We start from the raw sequence: 14713 nt of genomic DNA, 5'->3' as shown, positions 1-14713 counted from the left end.
TACTTTAAAACAACAAATTACTACTTTAATACTTCTACCCACTGCTCTACAGGGAGTGGCTTTGAAAATAAGTAGCCTTGAAACAAGTCGCAACCACGTTGTTTTAAGTAATTGAATTGCGCTGCTTCTTCAACGCCTTCTGCCACGCTATTTACGCCAAGTGCATTGGCCATGTCGATGATCATGTTTACAATTGTTTTACTGGAACTGTCCTCGTTATCCATAATGCCATCAACAAAGTATTTATCTATTTTAAGCTCTGAAATAGGTAACTCTTTTAAATAACTCAAACTTGAATAACCCGTTCCAAAATCATCAATTGAAAACCTAAAACCCATTTGATTCAGCTCAACCATGGTTTCTTTTACCAGCTCTATGTCTGACACTAGGGTGGTTTCCGTCAATTCAATAATTAAATGCTGTGGCAACACTTGCCATTTTTGCATGCTAGCTAATAACTTCTCTTTAAAGTCTGATGCCACTATTTGCTTAGCGCTTATATTAACCGCAATACAAGTGCTTTTGCCTAACTGACTCACTTGATGTAATAATTTACACACGTTATCAATCACCCAATCGCCAATTTTAATAATGGCCACACTTTCTTCGGCAATAGGGATAAATTCAGCAGGGCTTATAATGCCTAGCTCTTGAGAATGCCAACGTAATAAAGCCTCTGAAGAATGAAAGGTATTTTCATTAATATATTGCGGCTGAAGCGCGAGTTTTAGTTCATTGCTTTTATCCACATTAATCAGCAAGTAACGGATTTTATTCGTACGTTCATAACGCTTTAATGCATCTAAATCTGCAAAATAATAGCCAAAAGGAGATAGCTTTTTGGCTTGTTTTAGTGAGTAATCAAGTTTATTGAACAGTGAGTCGTATGAGTCTTTACTCGCATCAATAATAGTACTGCCCAAAGAGGCACTTAATATCACTTCAAGATCATTGATCTTATGGGAAAAGTTAGCCAAGGCTAATATTTTAGAGTCAATTATCGGTTGTTGTAGCTCTAAATCACATAAGTTGCGATTGGGGTAAGTGCTTATTATTAAAAAAGAATCAACACCACTTTTATACAGTTTGTACTCTCCTTCAACGGCTTTAGATAGTTTTTTAGCCGTTAAAATAAGTGCTTCATTTCCTGCTTCAATCCCATACTTAAAATTAAACTGAGATAATTTATCCATATCTAGCAACGCAGCATAAATATAACTGCTATTTAAACTGGCACTTTGCAGTAAACTTCTACATTCACGTTCAAACCAGCGTTTATTTTTTAAACCGGTGATGGGATCTGAATAAGCTAAATTATAAATGGTATCTTGCGCTTTGAGTTTTCACTAATGTCTCTAACTACACCAATATATTCAATGGATGAGTCATTTACGGCTTTAGTAAGCGATAACTCTATTTGAAAAATAGTACCGTCGCATTTACGATCAGGTAGTTGCCGACCAACACCAATAATTTTAGCTTCCCCTGTTTGCTCATAATTTCGCATATAAGAGTGATGTTTTGAGGCATAGGGTTCTGGCATTAAGTTATTGATTGATAGACCCAGCATTTCATTGTCATCGTAACCAAACATAGTCAGTGCTGTTTTATTACAATGAACAATAACGCCTTTTTGATTAATGGTAATAACAGCGTCGTTGAGATTATCTAAAATGGCTTCAAGGCGGTTATTTTTATCTTCAACTTTAGCTTTTAATTCGTACTCTAAGGTAACATCCTCAAAAGCACCTTGAACGGCAGTTAAGTCATTATTAATATCAAAAACAGGTTGTCCGCTAGTACGCACCCACTTTTTTCGCCCTTTTGCATCTACAAACTCAAAGTCCTCACAATAAGGAAGCCCCGTGTTTGTAGTCGCTTAAACAACTGGTTTATCCGCGCTTGTTCTTTTTCACCCGCATAATGGGCGATGGCTTGAGTTGTATTTATTTTAGTATTAGCAGCAAGTGCATATATTTTATAAACCTCAGGCGAAAAATATAATTCATCAGTTAAAACTGTATATTGCCAACTCCCCACTTTTGCCATACTTTCAACTGCATCAGTCAGCAGCTTTTGCGAACTTGATTTATTTTCAAAGAAACATTTTTGTAAATAAACACTAGTATAGTTAGCAAAACTTAACAGGGTTGATTTATAAGATTCTAAATTTTGATGCGCATTAAAATACAGGCCCACTAATACACCTGTTAGTAAGCCATCATCATTTAAAATAGCAGCCCCAATATAGGCATTGGCATTTATTGCCTGCAACAGCCTATTTTCAGGGTAACTTTGCTGTAAATCATGGGTAACAAAACATACATTTTGGGTTAAAAGGGGCTCACACGGCGAACCTTCAAGGCTGTAAGAAAAGTTTTCAACCACCTCGGCATTGCATAAAACTAACTGCGTAGTGGCTAATTTATCCTCATCAACTGAGGCAATAAATAAGTAATCAGCTTTTATTTCTTGTTGCAACGCACTCAATTGCGCACTCAATTGCGCACTTAAGTTTGCGCATTGAGAATACGGTGCATCATAGGCTGCGCCTATATCGGAATGTTTGCTATCCTTGCCCACGTTATTAACCTACTTTAAAAGAAAGCCCTAATGATGCTAATGCATTAGAGTGCTTTTCAATCGCATCAGACTCAGCACCTACAAAATGCGCTTGCGCTAAGTTTTCTGAAGACGCACTACTAATATTGGAAATATTGCGGCTAATTTCTTGCGATACCATACTTTGCTCTTCTGCAGCGGTTGATATTTGCGTTGCTAAATCAGAAATATCAGTAATTGCAGCGTATACTTTTGAGACGATATCTTGGCTATTACGGGTTTCTTTAACACATGTTTCAGCAGCGTGTTTACCCGCTTCCATTGTTTTTGACCAGTTGAGTAGCGTAGATTGCATTTCAGATATAGATACTTGGATTTGCTCTGTAGCGGTATGCGTTCTGCTTGAGAGTGCACGTACCTCATCAGCAACAACCGAGAAGCCTCGGCCATGTTCACCAGCACGCGCGGCCTCAATAGCGGCATTGAGTGCAAGTAAATTTGTTTGATCGGCAATCCCTTGTATCTCTTGCATTATGCCACCAATTTTTTCAGCCTCTGTTGCTAACTCACTCGCAGAGCTTGCTGAGTTATCAACTTCAGTTGCAAGTAACGACACCTCTCGCATTGTCCCTGACATGGCTTGCGTTGCTGACTCACAATCTTGGTGAGCTTGTTGAACACGCTGATTGGTTACTAAGGTATTTTTAGCGACCTCATCAATTGAATGCACCATTTCCTCAACCGCAGAGGATACCTGATGCAATTCGGATGCTTCTTTTTCAACACCGGCCTGCGCAGCTTCAGCACAAATTTTTAGAGAATCAGCACCTTTGCTCAAGCTTAAGGTACCATCAATAATCCGGCCAACAATAGTAGTGACTTTACCCTCAAGCAGTTTAACCTGAAAATCAGTATAACTAAGGCTATCGCTGCCAGAATAAACATGCCGAGATACACTGTCACTGCCTTTTTTGCTTTCTTTAAGCGCACTTTGCGAGCGAATTAACTCTTCATAAAAAATAATAAAAGGCAAAGGAACAAACAGCAAACATAACCAGAACATGTAACTTGTTAACCAAGCAATTAAGGCTGCACAGCCAATAAATAATGGCAATTTAAATGCAGCTAACTTTTCACTTAAAGGCGTAATTGATTGACCGTTATTTAAACGTTGGTATAGCTTTTCTGCGCGGTTTTTATATTCTGGAAGGAGTTGCTGGCGAACTGATTGATAACCTACTTTTTTACCGTTTTCGTAAATAGGGGTAACAAATGCATCTACCCAATAATAACGCCCATCTTTACATCTATTTTTTACCGCTCCTCGCCAAGCGGTATCGCTTTTTAAATTAGCCCACATATCCCCAAAAGCCGCTGGCGGCATTTCTGGGTGGCGAACCATGTTATGGTTTTTCCCTGTCAGTTCATTAATTGTGTACCCTGAAACTTTACAAAAGCTATCATTTGCATAAGTGATAACGCCTCGTAAATCTGTTGTAGAAACTAATTCTTCGTCAATGCCGAACGAAACTTCCTGGTCTACCGTTGCTTGATTTCTTCTACTCATAGTGGGTGATTCATTATGTTTAATGTATGAATTTGCGGAATGTTAATTCATAAATGTATAAAACACAATTATACATTTATACTATATGTTAATAGTTTTGAAACTACTGAAACTTCATTCCACTTATTTTAAAACTAAAAATAAACATTTAAAAACATGCAGTTACAAAAATTTACATATAGCAAAAGGAATTGCTATTACGTAAAGTTCCACTTATAAAAGGGTTATGATTAGAATAGTATCTAATTAAGAATAGTTTAGACCTTAAAATGGAAAGCTGCAAAAAATCTTTCCTTATATAAAGGTAAAAAAAATGCCACCAGATGGTGGCATTTACACACGGGGGTATTTCTACTTATAGAAATTTTTTACGTTTTGTTTACTTAAATATTTTTTGAAAAGGTAGCATTTACACCCGTTTCAAGCAACTTAAAACGCTCAACGGTTAACTCATCGGAACAGTTTTAACCATTACACCTTAATACATACATATTTTTCTTCTAAGTATTCATCTAACCCTTGGTGACCGCCCTCTCTTCCGAGACCTGATTGCTTTACCCCACCGAACGGTGCTACAGGATTTGATATAACCCCCTCATTAACACCGACCATACCAAATTCAAGCGCTTCACTTACGCGATATATTTGCTTAATATTTTGACTATAAAAATAAGCAGCTAGTCCATAGGGAACATCATTAGACAATGCCAGTACTTCTGCCTCATCATCAAACGGGATAATACTTAATACAGGGCCAAACACCTCTTGGTGATAAATATTCATCTCAGGCGTAACATTGTTAACAATAACTGGTTTTTGAAAACTCCCCCCTAAATCGCTGTTATCGCCAATTAAGCTAGCGCCTTTATTTAGCGCGTCCTGAATTAAATCTTGCACTTTTTGCTTAGCTTTTGGGTAAATTAACGGCCCAATATCCACATTTTCTTCAAAGCCATTGGCTACTTTGAGTGCCGTAACCTTAGGTGTAATTTTCGACAATACTTTATCAATAACGCTACGTTGAATAAAAATACGGTTTGCAGCAACACACGCTTGGCCGCTGTTTCTAAATTTAGCCGCCATAAGCCCCTCAATCGCATCATCAAGATCCGCATTATCAAAAATGATAAACGGCGCATTGCCACCTAACTCCATTGAGGTACGCTTAACCGTGTCGGCACATTGCTTAAGTAATTGGCTACCAACACCTGTAGAGCCGGTAAAAGTAAACTTGCGGACAATGTGTGAGTCGGTGAGTATTTTACCCACTGTTTTAGCGTCTTGCGATACAAGTACATTAAATGCCCCTTTAACGAAGCCAGCTTGGTCGGCTAGGTATGCTAATGCAATCGCGCATAGCGGCGTATGCTCAGAAGGCTTTAATATAAAACTACAGCCTGCAGCATAAGCAGGCGCTACTTTACGTGTCACCATTGCAACAGGGAAGTTCCAAGGTGTAATGCCTGCTACAACGCCTATAGGTTGCTTAAAACTGGTTAAACGGTGGTTATTGTCGGTAGGTGGGATCACATCGCCATAACTTCGCTTAGCTTCTTCTGCAAACCATTTTATAAACCCTGCACCGTAATCTATTTCGCCCAGCGACTCTTTAAGCGGCTTACCTTGTTCTTTGGTCATTAGTTCAGCTAATATTTGCTTGTGCTTTATTACCAATTCGTACCAGCGCATGAGCGTTTCACTGCGCTCAGTGGCATTAGTCGTTTTTAATTTTACAAAAGCGCCCTGTGCGGCTGTTATTGCGCTATTTACACCTTGCTCGTCTATATCACTTACTTCAACAATACTTTTTTCGGTAGCGGGATCGTCAACGCTAAAGCGTTGGTTAGTTTTATAAAATTCACCATTAATAAACGAGTCACAAAAAATTAGATTACTCAAAATAAATCTCCAAAATTACGTTTTAAGGTGTTAGCTTTTAATGCGTGGCATAGAGCCAAGGCTAACTCTTTACGTCTACAAAATAACATACGAGCTTTGCTCGTCACGCCTACAATTTACAAACAAAAAAGCCGCTGTATTAAACAGCGGCTTTTAATATAATAGTCGTTAATAAAAAACTAGTGCTCTTCATTAACGATATTGAGATTGTACTTAGGTATTTCAACCACTAAGTCCTCATCTCTAATAATTGCTTGGCAACCAAGGCGCGACTCAGGCTCTAAGCCCCACGCTTTGTCTAGCATGTCGTCTTCTAGGTCGTCACTTTCGTCAAGTGAATCAAACCCTTCACGAATAACTAAATGACACGTAGTACACGCACACGACTTTTCACATGCATGTGGAATGCTTATGCCATTTTTAAGCGCCGCGTCGAGTACAGTTTGCCCCTCAGGAGCTTCAATTGCAGCGCCGTCAGGACACAATTCAGGATGTGGAAGAAAAACAATTTGTGGCATTCTAATCTCTCTTAAATGTTGTCTACTGACTGACCCGTTAGGGCTTTTTTAATTGATGCATCCATTCTGCGCGATGCAAATTCACTACTGGCATTATCTACTTTTTCGATAGCCGCTTTAATTTCGCTAGGTTGCTGTGCATTTTCGCGCACTTTTACCAGCTCTGCAATTTCAGCTCTTAAATTTGTAAGTTGTGTGTCGTCAAGTAATGCGCCATCGGCATCTAACGAAGCATTTAGTGCTTCAATAACACGAAGAGCTTCAACTTGTTGCTCTTTAAGCATACGCGCTTGCATGTCGTCTTTTGCGTTACTCATCGACTCTTTTAACATGTTAGCTACCTGATCATCAGATAAACCAAACGACGGTTTAACCTGAATTTCAGCTTGCACACCCGTTGATTTTTCCATAGCTGAAACACTTAATAAGCCATCAGCATCAACTTTAAAGGTTACCCTGATATGTGCAGCACCGGCTGCCATTGGTGGAATACCTTTTAAGCTAAATTTAGCAAGTGAACGACAATCGTCAACCAGCTCACGCTCACCTTGTAATACATGCAAAGACATCGCCGTTTGGCCATCTTTAAACGTTGTAAATTCTTGAGCGCGCGCTACCGGAATAGTGGTGTTACGCGGAATAATTTTTTCAACCAAACCGCCCATGGTTTCAAGGCCAAGCGACAGTGGCAGGACATCTAGCAATAACATGTCTGAGTCTGGCTTATTGCCAATGAGCACATCGGCTTGAAGCGCTGCACCCAATGCAACAACCCGATCTGGGTCAATTGAAGTGAGCGGTTCTTTATCAAAAAAGCTATGTACTTGGCTACGTACCAGTGGCATACGCGTTGAACCGCCGACCATAATAACTTGTAAAACTTCTTCGTTTTCAATGCCAGCATCTTTTACAGCACGACGACACGAACGCAGCGTTTTTTTAACCAGCGGCATAGCCATTTCGTCAAATGTTTCGCGCGTTACTTCTACCGTGTGGTTTTGTCCGTCAAACTCAAGCCCTACATTTACTTTTGCGTACTGACTTAACGCTTCTTTACAGGCTTTTGCTTTATTAATAAATAAACGTAAAACCGAAGGTGATAACGCCGACACACCCGTTTGCTGCTTAAAGTAATCAACCAGTAGTGAATCAAAATCATCACCCCCTAAGCTTGAATCGCCGCCCGTTGCCATTACTTCAAAAACACCCTGGTGTAAACGAAGAACAGAAATATCAAATGTACCACCGCCTAAATCGTAAACAGCAATGATCCCTTCTTGGCCCGAGTCTAAGCCATATGCAACAGCAGCTGCTGTTGGTTCGTTTAACAAGCGCAATACGTTAATGCCAGCAAGTTCTGCTGCATCTTTGGTACTTTGACGCTGAGCGTCATCAAAGTACGCAGGTACTGTGATTACAGCCCCTAAAATTTCTTGGTTGCCAAAACTTTGCTCAGCTCGCGCTTTTAATGCAGCTAAAATATGGCTTGATGCTTTAATTGGACTAATTTTACCTGCCGCAGTTTCTATTGCTAGTGCACCATCGTGCTCACAAAATTCATACGGTAGTTGGCCGTAGCTTTGCTCTATTTCAGCTTGTGTTTTACCTAAAAAACGCTTTACCGAAATAAGCGTATTAGCAGGGTCTTGTGTTGCAGCTTGAGCTGCATCTGAACCCACAGTAATACCACCGGCTTGGTAACGAACAACCGACGGTAGCATCGCAGCCCCTAACTCATCCGTTAAGGTGCGCGCTTCGCCGCTTTGTACGGTGGCCACTAATGAATTAGTCGTGCCAAGGTCAATACCTATGGCTAGTTTATGTTCGTGTGGTGCCGCGCTTTGCCCCGGCTCAGCAATTTGCAATAATGCCATAATGCTCTTTAAACTCGTTTTGCTCGCTTTACAGCAAGTAATTAATCGTCAAATAAACTGTCTTCAATGCGTTCTAGTTCGTCACGTAATTTATAAACAAACTTCAGTTTACGAATATTATCAGCCGCTAATTGGTACTGTTGCTCGTCGTTACTTGCTAACTGCTCTGCAAGCTGTGCACTGTATTGCTCGTTAAGTTGTTTTATTTGTTTTTCAAAATTAGCAATGGCCGTATCAGGGTCGCTTGCTGATGCAAGCTCTTCGAGCTCTTCGCGCAATTCCATTTGCTGCATTAAGAACATAGGATCTTGCAGCGTTTGTTGCTCAGCGCGAATATCAACCCCTAGCTCACTTAACATATACTCAGCACGTTTAACTGGATGTTTAAGTGTTTGCAAGGCATCGTTAATTTCAGCAGCACTTTGCACCGACATTAACTTATCACGGCTGCTTGCATTGGCATGGCGGTCGGGGTGAACAGCACGCTGTAATTCTAGGTAATTTTTATTAATCGTTGTTAAATCAATATTATAATCAACGGGCACTGCAAATAATTTAAAGTAACGCATAGCTTCAACCAGTAATATTCAGAAATAACAAAGCCCTACAGTTGCAGGGCTTCAAAATACAATTACACGTAGCAATTAAACGGTAAAGCTTTCGCCACAACCACACTCATCAGCTTGGTTAGGGTTATTAAATTTAAACCCTTCATTTAAACCTTCTTTAGTGTAGTCGAGCTCTGTGCCGTCAATGTAAACTAAGCTTTTTGCGTCAACTATTAAAGTAACGCCTTTAGCTGCAAACGTTTCATCGTCTTCGTTTAACTCGTCAACAAACTCAAGTACATAAGCAAGACCTGAACAGCCCGTCGTTTTAATGCCAACGCGCAGACCTAACCCTTTGCCGCGGTTTGCTAAAAATGATTGTACGCGGTTTGCTGCCGCATCTGTCAATGTCACTGCCATGAGTTTCTCTTCTTACTTCGCTTGTTTGCTTTTGTAGTCTGCAATTGCTGCTTGGATTGCATCTTCGGCTAAAATTGAACAGTGAATTTTCACTGGTGGTAACTCTAGCTCAGCACTGATATCCGTGTTTTTGATTGTTGCTGCTTCGTCGAGTGTTTTACCTTTAACCCACTCTGTTACAAGTGAAGAAGAAGCAATTGCGCTACCACAACCATAGGTTTTGAATTTCGCATCTTCAATAACGCCTTCAGACGATACTTTAATTTGCAATTTCATTACGTCACCACATGCTGGTGCGCCTACCATACCCGTTGCCACTGACGGATCGTTTTTGTCTAGAGCACCTACGTTACGTGGGTTTTCTACGTGGTCGATTACTTTATCACTGTACGCCATAATTCTATCCTCATTACCTGCTAGGGTATGTGCTTACATCACTAATTATTAGTGGTGAGCCCATTCAACTGAATCTAAATCAATACCTTCTTGATGCATCTCCCAAAGTGGAGACATTTCACGTAGGCGACCGATAGAGTTTTTCATTAATTCAACGGTGTAATCAATCTCTTCCTCGGTAGTAAAACGACCAATACTGAAACGAATTGAGCTGTGTGCTAATTCGTCGTTACGGCCAAGTGCACGTAAAACATAAGAAGGCTCTAAGCTTGCAGATGTACAGGCTGAACCTGACGATACCGCAATGTCTTTTACTGCCATAAGTAACGATTCACCTTCAACAAAGTTAAAGCTGATGTTTACAATGCCCGGTACTGACTGGTCTTGTGTGCCGTTAAAGTATACTTCGTCCATATCAGCCATAATGCCGTCAATTAGGCGTTTACGTAATGCGCTGATGTGTGCAAAATCTTTTTCAAAATCTTCTTTTGCGATTCTGAATGCAGTCCCCATGCCCACCAACTGGTGCGTTGCAAGTGTGCCAGAACGCATACCACGCTCATGACCGCCACCGTGCATTTGCGCTTCTAAACGAGCGCGTGGTTTACGACGAACGTAAAGCGCACCAACACCTTTAGGACCATACGCTTTATGCGCAGAGAACGACATAAAATCAACTTTAAGCTGTTGTACGTCAATTAGCACTTTACCCGCGCTTTGCGCTGCATCTACATGGAACATAATTTTACGTTCACGACACATTTCGCCAATAGTCGCGATGTCTTGAATTACACCTAGCTCGTTATTCACGTGCATGATGCTGACAAGTACTGTGTCATCACGCATTGTGTCTGCTAGCTTTTGCAGATCAAGAAGGCCGTTTTCTTCAACGTCCATGTAGGTTACTTCAAAACCTTGACGTTCTAATTCACGACACGTATCTATTACTGCTTTGTGCTCAGTTTTAGCAGTAATTACATGCTTACCTTTCTTTTTGTAAAACTGTGCTGCACCTTTAATAGCAAGGTTGTTTGATTCAGTTGCACCCGAAGTGAAAACAATTTCACGTGGGTCTGCATTTACTAAATCAGCAATATCAGTACGTGCTTGGTCAACAGCTTCTTCTGCTTGCCAACCAAAACGGTGTGAACGTGATGCAGGGTTACCAAATTTACCGTCCATTGTAAGGCATTGCATCATTTCTTTAGCAACACGCTCATCAACAGGCGTGGTTGCTGCGTAATCTAAATAAATCGGTAACTTCATTTCTCTCTCCGCTGCAGGTCAACCTTAAAGTTGACAGCTTACTTGAATGTTTTCCAACTGCTTAATTGCATTATTGATACTGTTATCTTGGCGTGATGCGATTTCTTTCACATCTGATTTTTCCACCAATTCAGCAAGGGTAATATTATTCAAAAATTCTTCTATGCGTGCGCTTAAATCTGACCACAAATTATGGGTTAAACAGCGCATACCGCTTTGGCAGCCAGTATTGGCACCTTGGCAACGTGTTGCATCAACCGATTCGTCAACTGCGATAATAATATCACCAACAGAAATAACATCGGCTTCTCGCCCTAGTAAATAGCCGCCACCTGGACCTCGAACCGAACTTACCAAGCCATTTTTACGCAGGCGAGCAAATAATTGTTCAAGGTATGACAAAGAAATTTCTTGTCGCTGTGAAATATCAGCAAGGGCGACAGGACCAACACCTGTGTGCAGCGCAACATCAAGCATCGCTGTAACGGCATAACGGCCTTTTGATGTTAATTTCATAACGCCCCCTGCACAAAGAGTGCAAATTTTAATTACCAGAGTAAATTAGTCAAGTATTATCACTTGATAAAAATTTGATTTAAAAACATATCGCTTAAAGTGAATGTAGTTAACAAATTTTTAATACTTGACCTATTTGGTCAAGTATTGACACCATTGTAATTACCTGAGTAATTTAGTCAAGTATTAGGCAGTTATTTAAACACCCGTTTATATAACTAATTGCTATACCTTACTTAGGAATCGATTTATTTATAGAGGTAAGAATACCGCGCAAAATATTCATCTCTGCCTCTTCTGGGCGTGCACGGTTAAATAGACGACGAAGCTTTGTCATTACAATGCCTGGATGCTGTTTGATGATGAAGCCTGTGTTATACAAGGTCTCTTCAAGGTGATCGTAAAACAGCTCTGTTTGTTTAGAGTTTGGGTAAACCGTGTCGTCTTGCGCTTCTTGCTTAGGTTGCTTATTCAAAAATGCCATACGTGTTTCGTAAGACAATGTTTGCACAGCCATTGCGAGGTTTAATGAACTATATTCTGGGTTAGCTGGAATACATACATGGTAATTACACAGCTGTAGCTCTTCGTTGGTTAAGCCACTGTTTTCGCGACCAAACACTAATGCTACGGGGCCATTCTCGGCTTCAGCCACCAGCTTTTCACCACACTCGCGAGGCTCAACCATCGGCCATGATAGCGTGCGTGAACGTGCGCTTGTACCAATAGTTAATGCACAATCAGCAATGGCATCTTCAAGCTTTTCAACAATCACTGCATTACCTAACACATCGCTAGCACCTGCAGATAATGCACTGGCATGGCTGTCAATTTCACAAGCCGGGTCAACTAAATAAAGTTTTGATAAACCCATTGTTTTCATGGCGCGAGCCGCCGAACCTATATTGCCAGAGTGTGATGTGTTAACTAAAACAACGCGAATATCGTCTAAGATCATTGCTGTGCTTCTTACTAATGCCAAAAAATTGCGCGAATTCTAACATAAAAGCTTAAAAAGATCCTAGATCCTTAAAGCCGATCGCATACGTAATAAGAGCCTTTAAACCATGGCCGCTTTTACATACACATCAAAACGGTTCTTTTTAGTTTTAATTTGCATACTGGGGGTTTTGTCATTTAAAAACGGGGCGTAATCGGGGCGCTTAACCACCACTCGCTTGCTGGCAAGTGGGTAGGCAAATTCAAGTAAATCATCGGCGTCGGTATCTGCGCCTACTAACTCTTGAAACACTCGCATTTCTTTTTTTACTAAGGCTGACTTTTCGCGGTGTGGAAACATGGGATCTAAATACACCACATCGGGCATGCTTTCACATTGGGCAAGTAACGTGTGGCTTGAGCCAAACACTAGGCTCATATTGTCTTTCATCCAAGGGCCTATTTCACTGTCGCTGTAAGCTCTGTTTAAACCGTCGGCCAGCAATGCAGCAACAACCGGATGACGCTCATGTAAAATAACCTTGCAACCTAATGATGCCAATACAAAGCCATCACGCCCCAAACCTGCAGTTGCATCAAGTACCACAGGCGTTGCCCCTTTATTAAGGCCAACCGCTTTGGCAATAGCTTGGCCTTTACCGCCACCAAATTTTCGCCTATGAGCAGCAGCCCCGGTAACAAAATCAACGTTAATGGCGCCTAATTTAGGTTCATCTGTTTTAAGTAAACTCAGCCCTGTATCGTCATAGTGCAGGCTAAAACCTTGGCTATTTTGTTGCCAATTTACTAAACCAAAACGCGTTTCTAATTCATTTAAATACGGGCGACACTCTTTAAAGGCACACTGAATAACCACAATACACTCCGACGATAAAATACCGCCAGAGTATATCAACCAGCGGGCTTAAGCGCACTAAAATAGCTCTATGTCAGGCTCTTGGTTATTTGTCGTCTCAATGTCATCTACTTTATGGCGTAAACTCTGTAAAAACTCACTGCGGCTTTGTGTTACCTGCTCAAACTGATATTTTATAAATGCTAAATCGCTATTAGCAGACACCAACAACTGCATCGTGTGTTCAAGCTGCGATATACATAAATCAATATCGGCGGGATTTAAATTATTTCTTTGAAGCTCGATAGCTGTATTTAGTGCCTCTAGTTGTGCAAAAAACTGATCGGCTACATTACTTTGCGTGATATTTTGAGCGTTAAACTGGCTTATTATATCTTCCAGTGCCGTGCTAATTTGTTCAGCTTGCTCGTAGTTTTTTTCGTTTCTTTCCATAGTAACGACCTTTTCATTGGTGACCTCTAAAATATGAGGGAATAAATCTTTATAACGCCCATACTTTTCAGTGTCATCGACCGGCATATTCTTAACCAGTAGCGATAGCTTTGGGTAGTTGATAATAGTGCTATTACCTATATCAACAAACCGCTGTGCGTCTTTGTGTTGCGCCAATAACTCCTGCTCTAGTGGGCATACGCCGCCTTTCAAGCTGTAAAATTCACTTTTATGCTGATACCAAAATACAACCACTACATCCAAATTGAAGGGGGTAAAAAAACCCAAAAAGTACTCGCTCAAAATGTCTAAACTGTTGGCATGATAACTTTGGCCAACATAGCGCATAATTCGCCCCATATCGCCCGACTCGGTCATCGCCATTGCGGCAGTTTTGTTGGCTTTATTTATATCGCTTTCGAGTTTGACGCATTGTTGACGATACGCATACAGTATTTTGATACGTGCCATTAGCTCTTCTGCGTTAAACGGTTTCATTATGTAGTCAGACGCACCAACACTGTAGCCTTTTACTCGGTCGATAAGCGCTTCTTTTGATGACAAAAACATAACCGGAATATCTTTTGTATCGGGATTTTGTTTTATTTCTTGGCAGACTTGATAACCCGACTTGCCCGGCATTTCTATATCAAGAAGAATAATATCGGGTTTATGTTCGTTTATTAATCTAAGCCCTTCAGCGCCTTCTTTAGCGTGAAGAAGTTTGCAAAACCCAGTTAAAGACTCTTCAATAATAAGGTGGGTTAATTTATCATCATCAATGGTAAGTACTAACTTTGTCATACACAAATCCGTTTAGTTGAGTATGCTTAGAGCATAGTACGGCGTGCTGAAATTACTAACGTTTATAGCCTATTATCTACACACAATAAAAAAGC

15 protein-coding genes are annotated in these 14713 nt (G+C 40.6%); all 15 read right to left on the bottom strand.

Annotated features, from left to right (window positions below; all coding sequences use genetic code 11):
* Window positions 1-20: 20 nt before the first annotated feature.
* The 15 genes from ATS76_RS19345 to ATS76_RS00470 all read right to left on the bottom strand — a co-directional run bounded on the left by ATS76_RS19345 (window position 21) and on the right by ATS76_RS00470 (window position 14618).
* Window positions 21-1295, bottom strand: coding sequence for a putative bifunctional diguanylate cyclase/phosphodiesterase (locus ATS76_RS19345; RefSeq protein WP_235590903.1), 1275 nt, complete (start codon window positions 1293-1295; stop codon window positions 21-23).
* 14 nt (window positions 1296-1309) lie between these two features.
* The gene (locus ATS76_RS19340) at window positions 1310-1807 is read right to left on the bottom strand and encodes a PAS domain-containing protein (protein ID WP_058550621.1); all 498 of its coding nucleotides are present in this window, start codon (window positions 1805-1807) and stop codon (window positions 1310-1312) included.
* Window positions 1808-1830: 23 nt separating this feature from the next.
* Window positions 1831-2583 carry a hypothetical protein gene (locus tag ATS76_RS19335; protein WP_058550620.1) on the bottom strand — a complete coding sequence of 251 codons (753 nt, stop codon included), beginning with the start codon at window positions 2581-2583 and terminating at the stop codon, window positions 1831-1833.
* Window positions 2584-2587: 4 nt separating this feature from the next.
* Complete coding sequence (locus ATS76_RS00525; RefSeq protein WP_058550619.1) at window positions 2588-4129, bottom strand: methyl-accepting chemotaxis protein; 1542 nt, start codon at window positions 4127-4129, stop codon at window positions 2588-2590.
* 471 nt (window positions 4130-4600) lie between these two features.
* Window positions 4601-6028, bottom strand: a complete 1428-nt coding sequence (locus ATS76_RS00520) for an NAD-dependent succinate-semialdehyde dehydrogenase (protein ID WP_058550618.1) — start codon at window positions 6026-6028, stop codon at window positions 4601-4603.
* 179 nt (window positions 6029-6207) lie between these two features.
* Window positions 6208-6546 carry an ISC system 2Fe-2S type ferredoxin gene (gene fdx / locus ATS76_RS00515; RefSeq protein WP_006791979.1) on the bottom strand — a complete coding sequence of 113 codons (339 nt, stop codon included), beginning with the start codon at window positions 6544-6546 and terminating at the stop codon, window positions 6208-6210.
* An 11-nt stretch (window positions 6547-6557) separates the two neighbouring features.
* A complete protein-coding gene (gene hscA, locus ATS76_RS00510) occupies window positions 6558-8420 on the bottom strand; it encodes a Fe-S protein assembly chaperone HscA (protein WP_058550617.1) in 1863 nt (620 codons plus the stop codon).
* A 41-nt stretch (window positions 8421-8461) separates the two neighbouring features.
* The gene (gene hscB / locus ATS76_RS00505; protein WP_058550616.1) at window positions 8462-8989 is read right to left on the bottom strand and encodes a co-chaperone HscB; all 528 of its coding nucleotides are present in this window, start codon (window positions 8987-8989) and stop codon (window positions 8462-8464) included.
* A gap of 75 nt (window positions 8990-9064) precedes the next feature.
* On the bottom strand, window positions 9065-9388 hold the full coding sequence (gene iscA / locus ATS76_RS00500; protein WP_006791976.1) for an iron-sulfur cluster assembly protein IscA: 324 nt from the start codon (window positions 9386-9388) through the stop codon (window positions 9065-9067).
* Window positions 9389-9400: 12 nt separating this feature from the next.
* Window positions 9401-9784 (bottom strand): Fe-S cluster assembly scaffold IscU, encoded by a 384-nt coding sequence (iscU, locus tag ATS76_RS00495; RefSeq protein WP_008131649.1) that lies wholly within the window; start codon window positions 9782-9784, stop codon window positions 9401-9403.
* A 48-nt stretch (window positions 9785-9832) separates the two neighbouring features.
* Window positions 9833-11050 carry an IscS subfamily cysteine desulfurase gene (locus tag ATS76_RS00490; RefSeq protein WP_006791974.1) on the bottom strand — a complete coding sequence of 406 codons (1218 nt, stop codon included), beginning with the start codon at window positions 11048-11050 and terminating at the stop codon, window positions 9833-9835.
* 24 nt (window positions 11051-11074) lie between these two features.
* Window positions 11075-11566: a Fe-S cluster assembly transcriptional regulator IscR gene (gene iscR, locus ATS76_RS00485; protein ID WP_058550615.1), complete on the bottom strand. Its 492-nt coding sequence runs from the start codon at window positions 11564-11566 to the stop codon at window positions 11075-11077.
* Window positions 11567-11798: 232 nt separating this feature from the next.
* Window positions 11799-12524 carry a tRNA (cytosine(32)/uridine(32)-2'-O)-methyltransferase TrmJ gene (gene trmJ / locus ATS76_RS00480; protein ID WP_058404652.1) on the bottom strand — a complete coding sequence of 242 codons (726 nt, stop codon included), beginning with the start codon at window positions 12522-12524 and terminating at the stop codon, window positions 11799-11801.
* A gap of 102 nt (window positions 12525-12626) precedes the next feature.
* Window positions 12627-13382 carry a class I SAM-dependent methyltransferase gene (locus ATS76_RS00475; protein WP_058551033.1) on the bottom strand — a complete coding sequence of 252 codons (756 nt, stop codon included), beginning with the start codon at window positions 13380-13382 and terminating at the stop codon, window positions 12627-12629.
* A gap of 57 nt (window positions 13383-13439) precedes the next feature.
* Window positions 13440-14618: a response regulator gene (locus ATS76_RS00470; RefSeq protein ID WP_058550614.1), complete on the bottom strand. Its 1179-nt coding sequence runs from the start codon at window positions 14616-14618 to the stop codon at window positions 13440-13442.
* Between the last annotated feature and the right edge of the window lie 95 nt (window positions 14619-14713).

Origin of the sequence: Pseudoalteromonas sp. 10-33 (assembly GCF_001469195.1) — a bacterium.
Lineage (GTDB): Bacteria > Pseudomonadota > Gammaproteobacteria > Enterobacterales > Alteromonadaceae > Pseudoalteromonas.
This window is presented reverse-complemented; position numbering and strand designations above follow the sequence as displayed.

Bases quoted from the DNA above. Each gene is read 5' to 3' on its own strand.
- iscU (WP_008131649.1), bottom strand. From the start codon at position 9,784: ATGGCGTACAGTGATAAAGTAATCGACCACGTAGAAAACCCACGTAAC.
- ATS76_RS00525 (WP_058550619.1), bottom strand. From the start codon at position 4,129: ATGAGTAGAAGAAATCAAGCAACGGTAGACCAGGAAGTTTCGTTCGGC.
- iscA (WP_006791976.1), bottom strand. From the start codon at position 9,388: ATGGCAGTGACATTGACAGATGCGGCAGCAAACCGCGTACAATCATTT.
- iscR (WP_058550615.1), bottom strand. From the start codon at position 11,566: ATGAAATTAACATCAAAAGGCCGTTATGCCGTTACAGCGATGCTTGAT.
- hscB (WP_058550616.1), bottom strand. From the start codon at position 8,989: ATGCGTTACTTTAAATTATTTGCAGTGCCCGTTGATTATAATATTGAT.
- hscA (WP_058550617.1), bottom strand. From the start codon at position 8,420: ATGGCATTATTGCAAATTGCTGAGCCGGGGCAAAGCGCGGCACCACAC.
- trmJ (WP_058404652.1), bottom strand. From the start codon at position 12,524: ATGATCTTAGACGATATTCGCGTTGTTTTAGTTAACACATCACACTCT.
- fdx (WP_006791979.1), bottom strand. From the start codon at position 6,546: ATGCCACAAATTGTTTTTCTTCCACATCCTGAATTGTGTCCTGACGGC.
- ATS76_RS00490 (WP_006791974.1), bottom strand. From the start codon at position 11,050: ATGAAGTTACCGATTTATTTAGATTACGCAGCAACCACGCCTGTTGAT.
- ATS76_RS00470 (WP_058550614.1), bottom strand. From the start codon at position 14,618: ATGACAAAGTTAGTACTTACCATTGATGATGATAAATTAACCCACCTT.